Genomic DNA, 13,949 nt, shown 5'->3' with positions numbered 1-13,949 from the left:
TCACGTCCACGCGCCCAGCGGCGTGCGGCACGGGCTCCTAGCATGGGTGCCATGGCGCAACGGGTGCACGAGTTCGACTGGCCGGACCGTCTGGTGATCGGCACGGTCGGCCGTCCCGGCGAGCGCTCGTTCTACCTCCAGGCGCGCACGGGTGAGCACCTCGTCAGCGCCCTCATGGAGAAGGAGCAGTCGGCCACCCTCGCCGAGAAGCTGGACGAGGTCCTCGACGAGCTCATGGCCCAGGACGGCAACCCGTTCAGCGTGCCGGCCGAGGCCCCCGAGGGACTCGACGACGACGGTCCGCTGGACTCCCCCGTCGTCGAGCAGTTCCGGGTCGGGATCCTCTCGCTGGGCTTCGACCCCACCACGGCGCAGGTCGTGATCGAGGCGTTCCCGCTCGTCGAGGACTCCCCCGAGTCGCTGCTCGAGCCCGAGCCCGAGGGACCGTCGGAGGTGCTGCACGTCCGCATCCCCGTGGGCGCCGCCCGCTCGTTCTGCAAGCGCACCCGCGCGGTCGTCGAGGCCGGCCGTCCCTTGTGCCCGCTGTGCTTCGAGCCGATCGACGGCGACGTCCACGTGTGCGGCGCCACGGACGACTCCTGGTGAGCCTCGAGGGCGACCTCGAGCTCGAGGGTCGCATCCTGCCCGCGTCCAACGCCACCTTCGTCGGCCGGATCGACGGCGTCCGCGTGGTCTACAAGCCCGTCGCCGGCGAGCGGCCGCTGTGGGACTTCCCCGACGTCGTCCTCGCGAAGCGCGAGGTCGCGTCGCGCCTGGTGTCGGAGGCCACCGGCTGGGACGTCGTCCCGCCCACGTGGTGGGGCGAGGGTCCCCACGGGGCCGGGATGCTGCAGGTCTGGCAGGACGCCGATCCCGAGGCCGAGGCCGTCACGCTGGTGCCGGCGGACGACCTCCCCGACGGCTGGTGCCACGTCCTCGACGGCCTCGACGCCGAGGACCGGCCCGTCTCGCTCGTCCACGAGGACTCCACCGGCCTGCGCCGCATGGCGGTGTTCGACGCGATGGTCAACAACGCCGACCGCAAGGGCGGGCACGTGCTGGCGATGACCGGCGGCCACCGGCACGGCGTGGACCACGGCCTGACCTTCCACGAGGAGCCGAAGCTGCGCACCGTGCTGTGGGGCTGGCTCGGACAGGCGCTCTCCGAGGACGAGCTCGGCGGCGTGCGTCGAGTCCGCGACGGCCTCGAGGACGAGCTCGGCACCACGCTCGCGGAGTGGCTCGGCGAGCCCGAGCTGGCGGCCCTGCGCCGTCGCTGCGACCGCTTGCTGGCCGAGGGCGTCTTCCCCTCGCCCGAGGGCGACATGCCCGCCGTGCCCTGGCCGCCCTTCTGAGCCGGTCCTCTGCGACTGAACGAGGTTTCCTGTCACTTCACGTGGTTCGCGAACCTCGTGAAGTAACAGTTTCCCCGGTTAACCGGGGAAACCGTCACCGCGACGAGGAGCGGCCGCCCGGGGCTCCGGGCGGCCGCTCGTGTCGGGTCGGTCAGATGCTGGCCAGCTCGGCGTCGCGGGTCTTCGAGTGACGCAGACCCAGGGCGGCGAGGACCGCGAGGACCACGGCTCCGGCGAAGGAGGCGATGGCCGTCAGCCCGGCGATCAGGCCCATGGTGCCGAAGGCGTAGGCGTTCAGGAGCATCCCGCGCAGGGTGTTGCCCATGAAGAGCGACTGCCGCAGCGCGGCGACCTGCTGGCCGGCCTCGGAGGCCTTCTCCTGGTCGGACAGGGCCATGAACTCACCGCTGACCTCCTCGTACGTGCGGTTGCCGCTGGAGGCGTTCATGTGGGCGAGGATGTAGTGGTCGGCGAAGGCGCGGGCCTCGGCACCGGTGTCGAGCGGGCTGCCGGCGAAGGGCTCGAGCGCCTCGCGGTCCGCGTCCGACAGGCTCGTCAGCGCGTCGCCCTCGGGCATCGTGATCCGCTGCGCCACCAGCTGCGACTGCACCTGGTCGTCGATGAAGAAGTGTGCCCAGGAGGCCAGGCCGCCCACGACCACCAGCAGTCCTGCCAGGGCCAGTCCGGTCCACGAGATGAGCTTGTCGAATGCCGAGCGGCGCATGATCTGTTCCTCCTGTGCGATGACTCCGCGTCGTTGCGTCGTCATCACTGACGCTACGGAGCGCCGCGCGCCCCGGGATGAGGCGAAGTGACCCACTTTCCCGGGCCCTTGGTCCCGGGTGCGTAGGGACCCCGGCACGCGACGACGCCCAGCCCCCAGGAGGGACCGGGCGTCGCGGGGACCTGCGTCGATCAGGACAGCGTCTCGAACGCCGGCAGGTTGCGCTTCATGACCTTGCCGGTGGGGTTGCGCGGCAGCTCGTCGAGGAACATCACCGCACGCGGCACGGCGAACCGGGCGACGTGCTGCTTGGCGTAGTCGACGACCTCGTCCTGCGAGAGCTCCTCGCCCTCGCGGACGACGACGTAGGCGGCCAGGCACTGGCCCCACTGCGGGTCGGGGATGCCGGTGACGACGACGTCCTGGACCTTCGGGTGCTCGATGAGGGCGTCCTCCAGCTCGCGCGGGAAGACGTTCTCGCCGCCGGAGATGACCATGTCGTCGTCACGGCCGGCGACGAACAGGCGGCCCGCCTCGTCGAAGTAGCCGAGGTCGCCCGAGTGCATGAGGCCGTCGCGGAAGTCCTTCGTGCGGCCGTCGGTGTACCCGGCGAACATCATCGAGTTGCCGACGTGGATCACGCCGGTCTCGCCCTGTGGGACCTCGTGGCCGTTCTCGTCGAGCACCTTGACCACGGTGTGCCACGGCACGCGGCCCGCGGTGCCCGGCGCGTCGCGCAGGTCCTTCGGGCCGGCGATCGTGACCCAGCCGGTCTCGGTGGCGCCGTAGAAGTTGTAGACCGAGTCGGTGAACGTGTCCATGAAGTGCGTGGCCAGCTCGCCGGCCAGGGCCGAGCCGCTGGACGCGGTGATCTTGAGGCTGGAGACGTCGTGGCTCTTGATGACCTCGGGATCGGCGTCGACGAGGCGCTGCATCATGAGCGGCACCACGACGAGGACCTCGGCCTTGTACTTCGCGATGTCCCGGATGACCTGCTCGGGCACGAAGCGGCGACGCAGGACGTAGGTGGGGACGGTCGAGAGGCCGAAGCCGAAGTTCAGCAGGCCCCACGAGTGGAACAGCGGCGCCGCGACGACCACGGTGGAGTTGCCCTCGTACGGGATCGCGCCGAAGTAGGTCAGCAGGGGCTCGAGGTTCTCGGGCTCCTTGCGCTTCGCGCCCTTGGGCAGGCCGGTGGTGCCCGACGTGAAGATGACGATGCTGCCCGGCTTGGCCGGCTTCGGGTGGTCGGCCGGCGACAGGCCCTTGGCCAGGCTGCCCAGCGTGGGCAGGCCGTGGGTCTCGTCGTCCTCCCACGCCACGACGATCGACTCGCGGTCGATGTCGGCGGCGACGGGCAGGAACTCCTGGTCGAGGATGACCATCTTGGCGCCCTCGCGCTTGACCAGCTCGGTGAGCTGGCCGCCGCTGGCCATCGTGTTGAGCAGCAGCATGCGGCCGCCGAACTGCGAGATCGCGACCATGGCGATCACCATGTGGCGGTGGTTGCGGCACAGCACCGCGATCGGGTCGCCGGGGACGAAGCCCTTGTCCTTGAACGCCTGCGTCAGGCGGTTGATGGCGTCGCTCGTCTCGCGCCACGTCAGCTGGCCGGCGTCGTCGATGATCGCGACCTGCTGGGGCTTGCGGGCAGCCGCGGCGCCGACGGCGGACGGGAATCCGGGACCCCACGAGGCGAGCTTCTTGCCTGCCTTCACCAACCGGACGGGGTTCTGGGCCTTGAGCAGCCCGATTCGCCGCAGCACCTTCAACTTGTAACCGAGGTCGCCCATCTTCTCTCCGCATCCTGTGTGTACCGGCAGGTAATGTGACGAAGGTTACCAGCGGGTCACTTGATCGCGTCAGGGACTTGTCCAAGATGCGGCGGGTTCGTCCTCGAATCGCAGGACGGATTCGTAACCGGTGTAACTCCGGGTGACCCCGCCGGTGGCGAAAGTCACTCGAATCCCAGCGGTTTCCAGATACCTCGGGAATGTCGCCGAAAGCCTCGCCCCGGCGTGCGGGCGCGCGCAGGATGGGTCGGGTGGGACGCGTGGCGCGTCCCGGGAACGAGGTCGACGTGACGCACCGGGTGGCAGTCGTGACGGGCGGGGCGAGCGAGACGGGGCTGGCCGCCGCACGCCTGCTGGCGCGCGACCATCACGTCGTCCTCAGCGACGCACGAGGCGAGCGGCTGGTGCGCGCCCTGGACCGTCTGGACTCCCCCGGGGTCTCGGCCGAGTCGATCGTGGCCGACGTCACCGACCTGCGCTCGGTGGAGGCGCTGATGCTGGCGGCCCGCGAGGCGGGGCCCGTCGTCTCGGTCGTCCACGCGGGCGGCACCACCGACTCGGCCGACTCACCCGAGGCCATCGTGCGCGCCCGCGTCCTGGGCACGATCAACGTCACGGCCGCCACCCTCGCGGTGGCCGGTCTGGGCACCACCCTCGTCCACGCCTCGTCCGCCGCCGCGACGGCGCTGCCCGTGCTGCCGCGCTGGGTCTTCCGGCTCGCACCGGCCGACCCGGAGGGCCTCGTCGCGACCCTCACGCGCCTGGCCACCCTGTGCCCGGCGCGGCGCGCGCCCGCCGCGGCCCACGCCATCAGCAGCAGCTTCCTGCTCGGCTACACCGCCCGGATGGGCGAGGTCTTCGACTCGTGCGGCGCCCGGCTGCGCTCGACCCCCGCCGAGTCGGTGGTCGAGCTGTGCCGCCACGACCTCGTCCCTGCCGCCTGAGCCAGCCGCCGCGAGCGTTCTGGCGCGGCTCCCCTCCCCACTTTCGGAACGCGTTGAACCGTTTCGCGGACGGAAACGGTTCAACGCGTTCCAAGAGTGGAAGAGGGGGTCAGCCGCGCTTCTTGAGGTCGCGCCCGATGACGAGGCGCTGGATCTGGTTGGTGCCCTCGAAGATCTGCATGACCTTGGTCTCGCGCATGTAGCGCTCGACCGGGAAGTCCTTCGTGTAGCCCGCGCCGCCGAGCACCTGGACGGCGTCGGTGGTGACCTTCATGGCGTTGTCGGTCGCGACGAGCTTGGCGATCGAGGCCTGCCGCGAGAACGGGCGGCCGAGGTCGCGCAGGCGCGCGGCGGCGAGGTACGTGGCGCGGGCGCTCTCGACGGCCGCGGCCATGTCGGCCAGCAGGAACGTCAGACCCTGGTGGTCGATGATCGGCACGCCGAACGCCTCGCGCTCCCTGGCGTACGCGACGGCCGCGTCGAGGGCGCCTTGGGCGACGCCCGTGGCGACCGCGGCGATGCCGAGCCGACCGGAGTCCAGTCCGGCCAGCGCGATCGCGAGGCCCTGGCCCTCGTCGCCGAGCCGGCGCTCGACCGGCACCCGCACGTCGTCGAACAGCATGGTGGCCGTCGTCGAGCCCATCAGGCCCATCTTGTCCTCGGGCACGTCCGCCGCGAGTCCCTCGGCGTCGGCGGGCACGAGGAAGCACGTGATGCCGGCCTCGGCGCGCGCCATCACCTTGTAGTAGTCGGCCTGGCCGCCGTGCGTGGTCCACGCCTTCGCGCCACGGATCACGTAGTCGTCGCCGTCACGCTTCGCGGTGGTGCGCATCGCGGCGGGGTCGGACCCCGCGTGCGCCTCGGACAGGCAGTACGCGCCCAGCAGCTCGCCGCCGAGCATGTCGGGCAGCCAGCGCTGCTTCTGCTCGGGCGTGCCCGCGTGGTCGAGGCCGAAGCAGCTCAGCGCGTGCACGCTCGTGCCGACGCCGACGCTGGCCCACGCCGTGGCGATCTCCTCGACCACCTGCAGGTAGACCTCGTACGGCTGGCCGCCGCCGCCGAGCTCCTCCGCGTACGGCAGCCCCAGCAGCCCGGCCCGACCGAGCGTGCGGAACACGTCGCGCGGGAACGTCGCCGAGCGCTCGTCGGCGTCCACGCGCGGGCGCAGCTGGTCGTCGACGATCTGGCGAGTCAGGTCGATCAGGTCGCTCGCCTCGTCGCTGGGCATCACGCGCTCCACGGCCACGGTGGGTCCTCCTCGGTGTGTCGGCACCTCCAGCATGGACCACCGCCGGAATGGTTGGATCAGGACATGGAGATCACTGGAGCATCAGCCATCGTCACCGGAGGCGCCTCGGGAATCGGCGCCGCCGTCGTCCGCCAGCTCGCCGCGAAGGGCGCGCGCGTGGTCGTCGCGGACCTCAACGACGAAGCGGGCCGCGCGCTCGCCGACGAGGTCGGCGGCGTGTTCATCCACGTCGACGTCACCGACACCTCGCAGATCGAGACGGCGGTCGCCGCCGCCGAGGAGCTCGCGCCGCTGCGCGTGCTGGTGAACTCGGCCGGCATCGGCTGGGCCCAGCGCACGGTCGGTCGCGACGGCTCGTTCGAGTCCGCGCACGACCTCGACGCCTACAAGAAGGTCATCGCCATCAACCTGATCGGCACCTTCGACGCCATCCGTCTCGCCGCCACCGCGATCGGTCGCACCGAGCCGCTGGAGTCCGGCGAGCGCGGCGCGATCTGCAACCTCGCGTCCGTCGCGGCGTTCGACGGCCAGATCGGCCAGGCGGCGTACTCCTCGTCGAAGGGCGGCGTCGTCGGCATGACCCTGCCCGTCGCGCGCGACCTCGCGGCGATCGGCGTGCGCGTCAACACCGTGGCCCCCGGCCTGATCGACACCCCCATCTACGGCGAGGGCGAGGCCGCCGAGCAGTTCAAGGCCAAGCTCGGCGAGTCGGTCAACTTCCCCAAGCGCCTCGGCCACCCCGAGGAGCTGGCGAGCATGGTCGTCGAGTGCGTCACGAACTCGTACATGAACGGCGAGACGGTCCGCGTCGACGGCGCGATCCGGATGCCTCCGAAGTAGGTCGTCCCGGGAGGCGAGCACGCGGGGGCCCCGGCAGGATGGACCCATGCGTGCTCTCCTTCTCATCGACCTCCAGGAGGACTTCCTCGACCCGCCGCCGCTGGCCGAGCAGCGCTCGGACCTGGTCCGCGCGGTGCAGCGCTGGGCGGACTGGGCCCGCGACCACGACGTGCCCGTGATCGAGGCGCGCACGGTGCTGCCGGAGGACAAGTCGACGTGGGCGCTCAACATGCGCGAGGACGACCAGCCGGTGGTGCTCGAGGGCACGCAGGGCGCCGAGACGCTCACCGAGCTGGACCTGCGGCCCGACGTCGAGATCGTCAAGCGACGCGACGACGCGTTCCACGGCACCGACCTGCTCGAGCGGCTGCGCGCCCTCGACGTGGACGAGCTGATCGTGGGCGGCGTGGTCACCGAGGCGTGCCTCGCGATGACCGCCGCCACCGCCTACGCCCACGACCTGCGCGTGCTGATCGCCGAGGGCGCCGTGACGTCGGCCGATCGCGCCGCCCACGACGCGGCGCTGAAGTGGCTGCGCGAGCAGTACCGGCAGGACGTCGTCTCCCCCGAGGACCTCGACGACTGAATCAGCCGACCGCTGAGGAGCGGTGAGAGGTCAACCCTTCCCGCCGAGCGGCGGTGAGTCACCAACCGAATCAGGCTGCCATGGGGTTGACGACTCACCGCTCTGCCAGCCAAGCCGCGGCGCCAGGTCAGGCGGCGGGAGCGGCCGTCGAGCGCCGGGTGTCACGGATCGGTCGCGGCCGGTGTCTTGATGTCGGACGACCTCGCCGAGGTCCGATGAAGGAGACACCATGCCCAGCACGTTCCGCATCCCCGCCGCCCCGATGGACTCCCCCGCCGCGCGCGTCGTGAGCGCCGCAGCGCGCCGGATGTACGGCCGCGTGCCCGACCTTGTGCCCGTGCTGTGGAACCACCGCAAGGTGCTGCGCGCCGTGCTGGCGTGGGAGCGCCGCGTCGCGACGTGGGACGCTCTCGACCCGCACCTGAAGTCGTACGCCGTGATGGCCTCGGCCGCGAGCATCGGCTGCAGCTGGTGCCTCGACTTCGGCTACTACCTGGCCCACGACGAGGGCCTCGACGAGCAGAAGGTGCGCGAGGTCCCGCGGTGGCGCGAGTCGGACGCCTTCACCGACCTCGAGCGCGACGTCATGGCCTACGCCGAGGCGATGACCGCGACCCCGCCGACGGTCACCGACGAGCAGGTATCCGGGCTGCGCGCGGCCCTGGGCGAGCAGGCGCTCGTCGAGCTCACGATGATGGTGGCCGTGGAGAACCAGCGCTCGCGCTTCAACCTGGCCGCCGGCCTGGCCAGCCAGGGCTTCAGCGACGTGTGCGAGCTGCCGCTGGCGGACGTGCGGTGACGTCCGTCCTCGACGAGTTCACGGCGCACCGCGCGCTGCTGTTCACGGTCGCCTACGAGATGCTCGGCTCGGCCGCCGACGCCGAGGACGTCGTGCAGGAGACGTGGCTGCGCTGGAGCGCCGAGGACCGCGAGGACGTCCACGACCCGCGCGCCTACCTCGTGCGGATCACGACGCGCCTGGCCCTCAACCGCCTGCGCACGCTGGCGCGTCGGCGCGAGTCGTACGTCGGGCCGTGGCTGCCCGAGCCGCTCGTTACCGCGCCCGACGTCGCCGACGACGTGGCCCTGGCCGACTCGGTCTCCACGGCGATGCTGCTCGTGCTGGAGACCCTCGGCGAGACCGAGCGGGCGGTGTTCGTGCTGCGTGAGGTCTTCGACGTCCCCTACGAGGAGATCGCCGCGGCGGTCGACCGCACGCCCGCCACGGTGCGCCAGATCGCGCGGCGGGCACGGGCGCACGTGGCCGCGCGCCGGCCGCGCGTGCAGGTGACACCGCGCGAGCGCACCGAGGTGGTGGCGCGGTTCCAGCGCGCGATCGCCGAGGGCGACCTCCAGCAGCTGCTGGACGTCATCTCCCCCGACGTGGTGCTGGTGTCCGACGGCGGCGGCAAGGTCAGCGCGGCCCGGCGCCCGATCGTCGGGCGCGACAAGGTGCTGCGGTTCCTCGCGGGCGTCATGCCCGACGACGTCGTCGTCGAGGCCGCGTGGATCAACGGCGAGCTGGGCCTCGTCACCCGTCAGGCCGGCGCGATCACCGCGATCGCGACCGCGGTGGTGCAGGACGGGGTCGTCGTCACGATGAACATCGTGCGCAATCCCGACAAGCTCGGGGCGACCGGCCCCGTGCGGCTCAGCCGGAGCTGAGCCGCGGGGGCGGACGGTCAGGCGTCGTCGTCCTCGCCCTCGTCGCCGGGGCCGCCGGTGCCGGGGTCGTCGGGCGTCGGCAGGTCGGGAACCCCCGCGGGGCCCTCGACGCCGGGCACCGTCTCCGTGCCGGCCTCCTGCTCGTTCCCGCCCGGCTCCGAGACGCTCGCGTGCTGCGGGTCCACGGTGAGCTCGTCGGCCAGCTTCGCGGCCTTGCCCTCCGCCTGGTCACCGGTCTTCGGCGTGCTGTCCATGCTGTCCTCCATCGGTGGTGCGGTGCAGCAGCAGGACGGCGCCGCCGTCGAGCTGCCGGCTCTCGGCGATCGTGAGGCCGCGCTCGGCCGCGTCGGCCTCGAGATCGCGTCCCTGCCCCTCGTCGCGCAGCTGGAGCAGGCCGACGCCGCCGCGGCACAGGTGCCGGGCGATCACGGTCAGGCACTCGCGCGCGAGGTCGAGTCCGTCGGCGCCCCCGTCGATCGCGGTCAGCGGGTCCTCCGGGAACTGCCCGACGCCGTCCGAGGTCAGGTACGGCGGGTCGGCGATGATGAGGGCGAAGCGCTCGTCGGGCAGCAGCACCTCCGACATCCCGCCGTGACGGATGTCGGAGTCCACGCCCCACGCCCGCGCGTTGCGCGAGGCCCACACGCAGGCGTGCAGGTCGGCGTCGACCTGGACGAGGTGCCTTCCGGTGCCGGCCACGGCGAGCAGGCCGATGTGACCCGCCCCCGCGCAGACCTCGAGCACGGGACCGGCCGGCACGCGGTCGAGCCACTCGCGGGCCCAGGCCGACTGCGCCTCCGTCCAGGGGCGGGGCGTCAGCACGCGCTCGTCGTAGCCGATCGACCGGCCGCCGAACGTGGTCGACCGCGCCTCGGGCTCGGTGGCCTGGAGCATCAGAAGACCGGCTTTCCGCCGGTGACGCCCAGGACGGTGCCCGAGACGTAGCTCGCGTCCGTCTCCGACGCCAGGAACACGAACGCCGGCGCCACCTCGGCGGGCTGGCCCGCGCGACCCAGCGGCGTGTCCGAGCCGAACTGCTCGAGCTTCTCCACGGGCTGCGTCGCGGGCTGCAGCGGCGTCCAGATCGGGCCGGGCGCGACCGCGTTCACGCGGATCCCCCGCGGGCCGAGCTCGGCCGCGAGGTTCACCGTGAGGTTGTTGATCGCGGCCTTCGTGGAGGCGTAGTCCAGCAGGCTCGTCGACGGCTCGTACGCCTGGATCGACGTGTTGTTGATGATGCACGAGCCACGACCCAGGTGCGCCAGCGCGGCGCGGGTGAGCCACAGCAGGGCAAGCACGTTGGTCGTGTAGGTGCGCTCGAGGCGCTCGTCGTCCATCTGCTCCAGGCCCTCGTCGCGCGCCATCTGGTAGCCGGCGTTGTTGACGAGGATGTCCAGACCCCCGAGGCCGTCGTGGGCGTGAGCGATGACGCGGTCGCACGTGGCGCTGTCGCGCAGGTCGGCCTCGATGGCCAGGCAGGTGCGGCCGGCCTCCTCGACGAGGCGCGACGTCTCGCGGGCGTCCTCGACCTCCTCGGGCATGTAGGTGAACGCGACATCGGCGCCCTCGCGGGCGTACGCGATCGCGACCGCACGACCGATGCCGGAGTCGCCGCCGGTGATGAGGGCCTTGCGGCCCTCCAGCCGGCCGGTGCCGACGTAGCTCTCCTCGCCGTGGTCGGGCACGGGCTCCATCACGTCGGTGCGGCCCGGGGGCTCCTGCTGCTGCGGCGGGAAGCCGCTCTGGTCCTCACTCATGGGACTCTCCTTCGTCGTCGAATCGGGTCCTGATCGCCTGGTGGGTCGCGTCGCACCAGGGCAGCGACGCGGACTTGCCGCACCGGCACACGGCGCTGACGGGTCTCTCGGTGCGGTGGATCTCGCCGTCGGGGGCGCGCACGCCGATGTCCCCGCGGATGAGCAGGGGTCCGTTGGGGCACACGCTCAGATCGACGCGGCGCGACATCAGATCCCCCACTTGTCGAACATCGCCGTGGCGAACCGGCTCTCCTGGTCCAGGCACGTGAAGACGCCGAACGCGACGTCCTCGGCCAGGTGCGGCTCGGCCTCGACCAGCGCGCCGGCGATGAACCGCGCGGCGGTCTGCTCGTGCACGGCGTCGGCCTCGACGTGCTCGTCGTAGTAGGCCGCGATCTCCTCCGGCAGGCCCAGCCGCCGCAGGCCGCGCGCCATCCGGCGCGACGGTCCCGAGCTGGAGGCCTCGAACGCCACGAGGTGGCCCACGGAGGCCCCGCGCAGCCGGCGCTGGAGGCCGAACATCGTCAGGGTCACGTTCATCTCGAGCACCTCGACCGGCACGTCGTCGATCGCCGCGCCCTCGCGGGCGTCGAGGCCGAGGGCGCGCATGCCCTCGGCGAACAGGTGCGCGTGGAGCCGCTCGGGACGACCGCCGCCGTACTCGTCGTACTGGAGCTCGGCCAGCGCGGCGCGCGCCGGACCGGGCAGCCGTGCGACGGTCCACGCGGTCGGGTCGGCCTCCTTGAGGTGGTAGATCGACCGATACCAGAGCAGCTCGCGGACCTGCTCCGCCGTGGCGGAGCGCTGCACGTGCGCGGCCAGCGACGGCCCGTCGTCGTTGCGCACGTACTCGAGCAGGACGTCGGGATCGGCGGACTCGGGCAGGCGACCCACGGCGCGCTCACGCAGTCGCGCCTCCAGGTCGCGCTCGACCTCGTTGCGCACGGCGATGAGCTCCGGCGTCCACTCCGCGTCCTGCACGTCGGCGAAGCCGCGGTGGTGCAGCTCGTGCGCGATCCAGGCCGTCAGCAGCCCGTCCTCCTCGCTCGACGGGCGGACCCGCGGGATCCGGTCCCACGGCATCGCCCCGGTGAGGGCCGCGACGGTCGCGGCACTCAGGTCGCCACGAGGCTGCGGCAGGGTCGACGTGGTCGGCCCACTTCCGGTGATGACGGCTGATGGCATCCGTGGTCCTTTCGATCTGCAACGGGGGGACACGGTGGGGGTACCCCCCGGAGCGCGCCTCATGCGCACCGCGCGCCCATCGTGCCCCGGCGCATGGAACCGCGCGAGTCGGCGCATGGAACCGCGCGAGTCGGGTACGTGACCCTCGACCGTCGAAACGAGGAGGATCCATGAGCACACCGCACCCTGACGCTCCCGCCGAGGGCCCCGATCCCGACGACCCGTCGACGCAGCCCGACCCGACCGAGCCGGACGACCCGCCGCACGACGCGGTCGACGCCGCGCCGAACCAGGACGTCCAGCAGCAGCTCCTCGAGCGCGACGGGCTGGCCTGAGGCGCCGATGACCGGCGACAACCGACCCCTCTGGCTCGTGCCCGCGGAGGTCGCGGGCTCCGACACGCTCCCCGACGCCTGTGACGACCTCGTCGTCGGCGCCGGGGTGGTCGGCCTCACCACCGCCGTCCTGCTGGCCCGCGCGGGCCGGCGGGTCTGCGTGGTCGAGGCCCGCTACGTCGGCGCCGGCTCCACCGGGCACAGCTCGGCCAAGGTCTCGCTGCTGCAGGGCACGCGCCTGTCCACGCTGCTGGAGCAGCACTCGCGCGACGTCGTGCAGTCCTACGTCGAGGAGAACCGGGCCGGCTTCGACTGGCTGGTCGACTTCGCCACGGCCCACGACGTCCGCATCGACCGCCGCGCCGCAGCCACCTTCGCCGCCAGCCCGAACGAGACCTCGCGGGCGCGCGCCGAGTTCGTCGCCGCGCAGTCCGTGGGCCTCCCGGTGGAGTGGTCCGACGGGCTCGACCTGCCGGTGCACGTGCACGGCGCGGTCACCCTCGCCGACCAGGCGCAGGTCGACCCCGGGTCGCTCCTGTCCGCGTTGGCGACGGAGCTGCGCGCCCACCAGGGCGTGATCGTGGAGAACGCGCGGGTCGCGAGCGTGAACTGGGTCGGTCCGCCGACGGCGCACCTCGAGGACGGCCGCACGGTGCGCGCCGAGTCCCTCGTCGTCGCTACCGGCTCGCCGATCCTCGACCGCAGCCTGGCCTTCAGCGATCTCGAGCCCCAGCGGTCGTACGTCGTCGGCTACGAGCTGGCCGACCCGCCGCAGATCATGGCGCTGTCGTCCGGCTCGCCCTCGGTGTCGCTGCGCGACGCCCGCACCGCCGACGGGCGGCCCGCGCTGCTGGTGGGCGGCTTCGGCCACGGCGTCGGGCGCACCGAGTCCGAGCGCGAGCACGTCGAGGCCATCCGCACGTGGACCGCCGAGCACTTCCCCGCCGCTCGCGAGGTCGCCGCGTGGTCCGCGCAGGACTACACCACTGGCGACGGGCTGCCCCGCTTCGGGCGGATGCCCCGCGGCGGCGACCGGATCCGCTTCGCCACCGGGTTCGCCAAGTGGGGCTTCACGAACGGCACGGCCGCGGCCCTCGCGATCGCGCACGACGTGCTCGGCGACCCGATGCCCTGGGCGGACAGCGTCGTCGACCACTCCTCGCCGCTGCAGTCGGTGAAGGGCCGCGCGTCGATCAACGCCAAGGTCGCCAAGGAGGTCGCCACCGGCGCCGTCCGCGCGCTGTCCGGCTCGGACGCGCCGCTGGAGACCGGCGAGGGACGCGTGCACCGCGAGGGCGTCCACGTGGTCGCCGAGTCGCGCTCCGAGACCGGCACCTGCCGCGTGTCCGGGCTCTGCACCCACCTCGGCGGCGTGCTGCGCTGGAACGACCACGAGCAGTCGTGGGACTGCCCCCTCCACGGCTCGCGCTTCTCCCCCGAGGGCGAGGTGCTGAACGGTCCCGCGACGAAGCCGCTCAAGCGGCTCGAGCCCTCGGAGGAGTCCTGACGTCGCGAG

17 protein-coding genes are annotated in these 13,949 nt (G+C 72.4%); 9 read left to right on the top strand and 8 right to left on the bottom strand.

Features of this window, described 5'->3' with window-relative positions; genetic code table 11:
• The first annotated feature begins 51 nt into the window (after window positions 1–51).
• Complete coding sequence (locus O3S82_RS05100; RefSeq protein ID WP_179425675.1) at window positions 52–606, top strand: DUF3090 domain-containing protein; 555 nt, start codon at window positions 52–54, stop codon at window positions 604–606.
• Window positions 603–1,355 carry an SCO1664 family protein gene (locus O3S82_RS05095; RefSeq protein WP_269306079.1) on the top strand — a complete coding sequence of 251 codons (753 nt, stop codon included), beginning with the start codon at window positions 603–605 and terminating at the stop codon, window positions 1,353–1,355. The genes O3S82_RS05100 and O3S82_RS05095 overlap by 4 nt, the downstream gene beginning before the upstream one ends.
• A 151-nt stretch (window positions 1,356–1,506) precedes the next feature.
• On the opposite strand, the gene O3S82_RS05090 is transcribed toward O3S82_RS05095, so the two are convergent.
• The gene (locus O3S82_RS05090) at window positions 1,507–2,079 is read right to left on the bottom strand and encodes a hypothetical protein (RefSeq protein ID WP_179425677.1); all 573 of its coding nucleotides are present in this window, start codon (window positions 2,077–2,079) and stop codon (window positions 1,507–1,509) included.
• Window positions 2,080–2,270: 191 nt separating this feature from the next.
• Window positions 2,271–3,872: an AMP-binding protein gene (locus tag O3S82_RS05085; RefSeq protein ID WP_269306077.1), complete on the bottom strand. Its 1,602-nt coding sequence runs from the start codon at window positions 3,870–3,872 to the stop codon at window positions 2,271–2,273.
• A gap of 260 nt (window positions 3,873–4,132) precedes the next feature.
• On the opposite strand from O3S82_RS05085, the gene O3S82_RS05080 reads away from it, so the two are divergent.
• Window positions 4,133–4,816, top strand: coding sequence for an SDR family NAD(P)-dependent oxidoreductase (locus O3S82_RS05080; protein ID WP_269306075.1), 684 nt, complete (start codon window positions 4,133–4,135; stop codon window positions 4,814–4,816).
• Between the two features lie 109 nt (window positions 4,817–4,925).
• Here O3S82_RS05080 and O3S82_RS05075 read toward each other — a convergent pair whose 3' ends face one another.
• Complete coding sequence (locus O3S82_RS05075) at window positions 4,926–6,062, bottom strand: acyl-CoA dehydrogenase family protein (RefSeq protein ID WP_269306073.1); 1,137 nt, start codon at window positions 6,060–6,062, stop codon at window positions 4,926–4,928.
• A 66-nt stretch (window positions 6,063–6,128) separates the two neighbouring features.
• On the opposite strand from O3S82_RS05075, the gene O3S82_RS05070 reads away from it, so the two are divergent.
• The 4 genes from O3S82_RS05070 to O3S82_RS05055 all read left to right on the top strand — a co-directional run bounded on the left by O3S82_RS05070 (window position 6,129) and on the right by O3S82_RS05055 (window position 9,156).
• Window positions 6,129–6,905, top strand: coding sequence for an SDR family NAD(P)-dependent oxidoreductase (locus tag O3S82_RS05070; RefSeq protein WP_269306071.1), 777 nt, complete (start codon window positions 6,129–6,131; stop codon window positions 6,903–6,905).
• A gap of 46 nt (window positions 6,906–6,951) precedes the next feature.
• A complete protein-coding gene (locus O3S82_RS05065) occupies window positions 6,952–7,491 on the top strand; it encodes a cysteine hydrolase family protein (protein ID WP_269306070.1) in 540 nt (179 codons plus the stop codon).
• Window positions 7,492–7,720: 229 nt separating this feature from the next.
• On the top strand, window positions 7,721–8,290 hold the full coding sequence (locus O3S82_RS05060; protein ID WP_179425689.1) for a carboxymuconolactone decarboxylase family protein: 570 nt from the start codon (window positions 7,721–7,723) through the stop codon (window positions 8,288–8,290).
• Window positions 8,287–9,156 (top strand): RNA polymerase sigma-70 factor, encoded by an 870-nt coding sequence (locus tag O3S82_RS05055; RefSeq protein ID WP_269306068.1) that lies wholly within the window; start codon window positions 8,287–8,289, stop codon window positions 9,154–9,156. The genes O3S82_RS05060 and O3S82_RS05055 overlap by 4 nt, the downstream gene beginning before the upstream one ends.
• 17 nt (window positions 9,157–9,173) lie before the next feature.
• Here O3S82_RS05055 and O3S82_RS05050 read toward each other — a convergent pair whose 3' ends face one another.
• From O3S82_RS05050 to O3S82_RS05030, 5 genes are read right to left on the bottom strand one after another with little or no spacing between them, the layout of a single operon-like run.
• A complete protein-coding gene (locus O3S82_RS05050) occupies window positions 9,174–9,410 on the bottom strand; it encodes a hypothetical protein (protein WP_269306067.1) in 237 nt (78 codons plus the stop codon).
• Window positions 9,385–10,050, bottom strand: a complete 666-nt coding sequence (locus O3S82_RS05045) for a methyltransferase (protein WP_269306065.1) — start codon at window positions 10,048–10,050, stop codon at window positions 9,385–9,387. Before O3S82_RS05045 ends, O3S82_RS05050 begins: the two co-directional genes overlap by 26 nt.
• Window positions 10,050–10,913 carry an SDR family oxidoreductase gene (locus tag O3S82_RS05040; RefSeq protein ID WP_179425697.1) on the bottom strand — a complete coding sequence of 288 codons (864 nt, stop codon included), beginning with the start codon at window positions 10,911–10,913 and terminating at the stop codon, window positions 10,050–10,052. The genes O3S82_RS05045 and O3S82_RS05040 overlap by 1 nt, the downstream gene beginning before the upstream one ends.
• The gene (locus O3S82_RS05035; RefSeq protein WP_179425699.1) at window positions 10,906–11,121 is read right to left on the bottom strand and encodes a CDGSH iron-sulfur domain-containing protein; all 216 of its coding nucleotides are present in this window, start codon (window positions 11,119–11,121) and stop codon (window positions 10,906–10,908) included. Before O3S82_RS05035 ends, O3S82_RS05040 begins: the two co-directional genes overlap by 8 nt.
• Window positions 11,121–12,098 (bottom strand): iron-containing redox enzyme family protein, encoded by a 978-nt coding sequence (locus O3S82_RS05030; protein WP_269306062.1) that lies wholly within the window; start codon window positions 12,096–12,098, stop codon window positions 11,121–11,123. The genes O3S82_RS05035 and O3S82_RS05030 overlap by 1 nt, the downstream gene beginning before the upstream one ends.
• Window positions 12,099–12,268: 170 nt before the next feature.
• On the opposite strand from O3S82_RS05030, the gene O3S82_RS05025 reads away from it, so the two are divergent.
• Window positions 12,269–12,433, top strand: coding sequence for a hypothetical protein (locus O3S82_RS05025; protein ID WP_179425700.1), 165 nt, complete (start codon window positions 12,269–12,271; stop codon window positions 12,431–12,433).
• Window positions 12,434–12,440: 7 nt separating this feature from the next.
• Entirely contained in the window at window positions 12,441–13,940 is a 1,500-nt protein-coding gene (locus O3S82_RS05020; RefSeq protein ID WP_269306059.1) for an FAD-dependent oxidoreductase, read from the top strand.
• The last annotated feature ends 9 nt before the right edge of the window (window positions 13,941–13,949 follow it).

This window comes from Aeromicrobium sp. HA, from assembly GCF_027171405.1.
Taxonomy (GTDB): domain Bacteria; phylum Actinomycetota; class Actinomycetes; order Propionibacteriales; family Nocardioidaceae; genus Aeromicrobium; species Aeromicrobium tamlense.
This window is presented reverse-complemented; position numbering and strand designations above follow the sequence as displayed.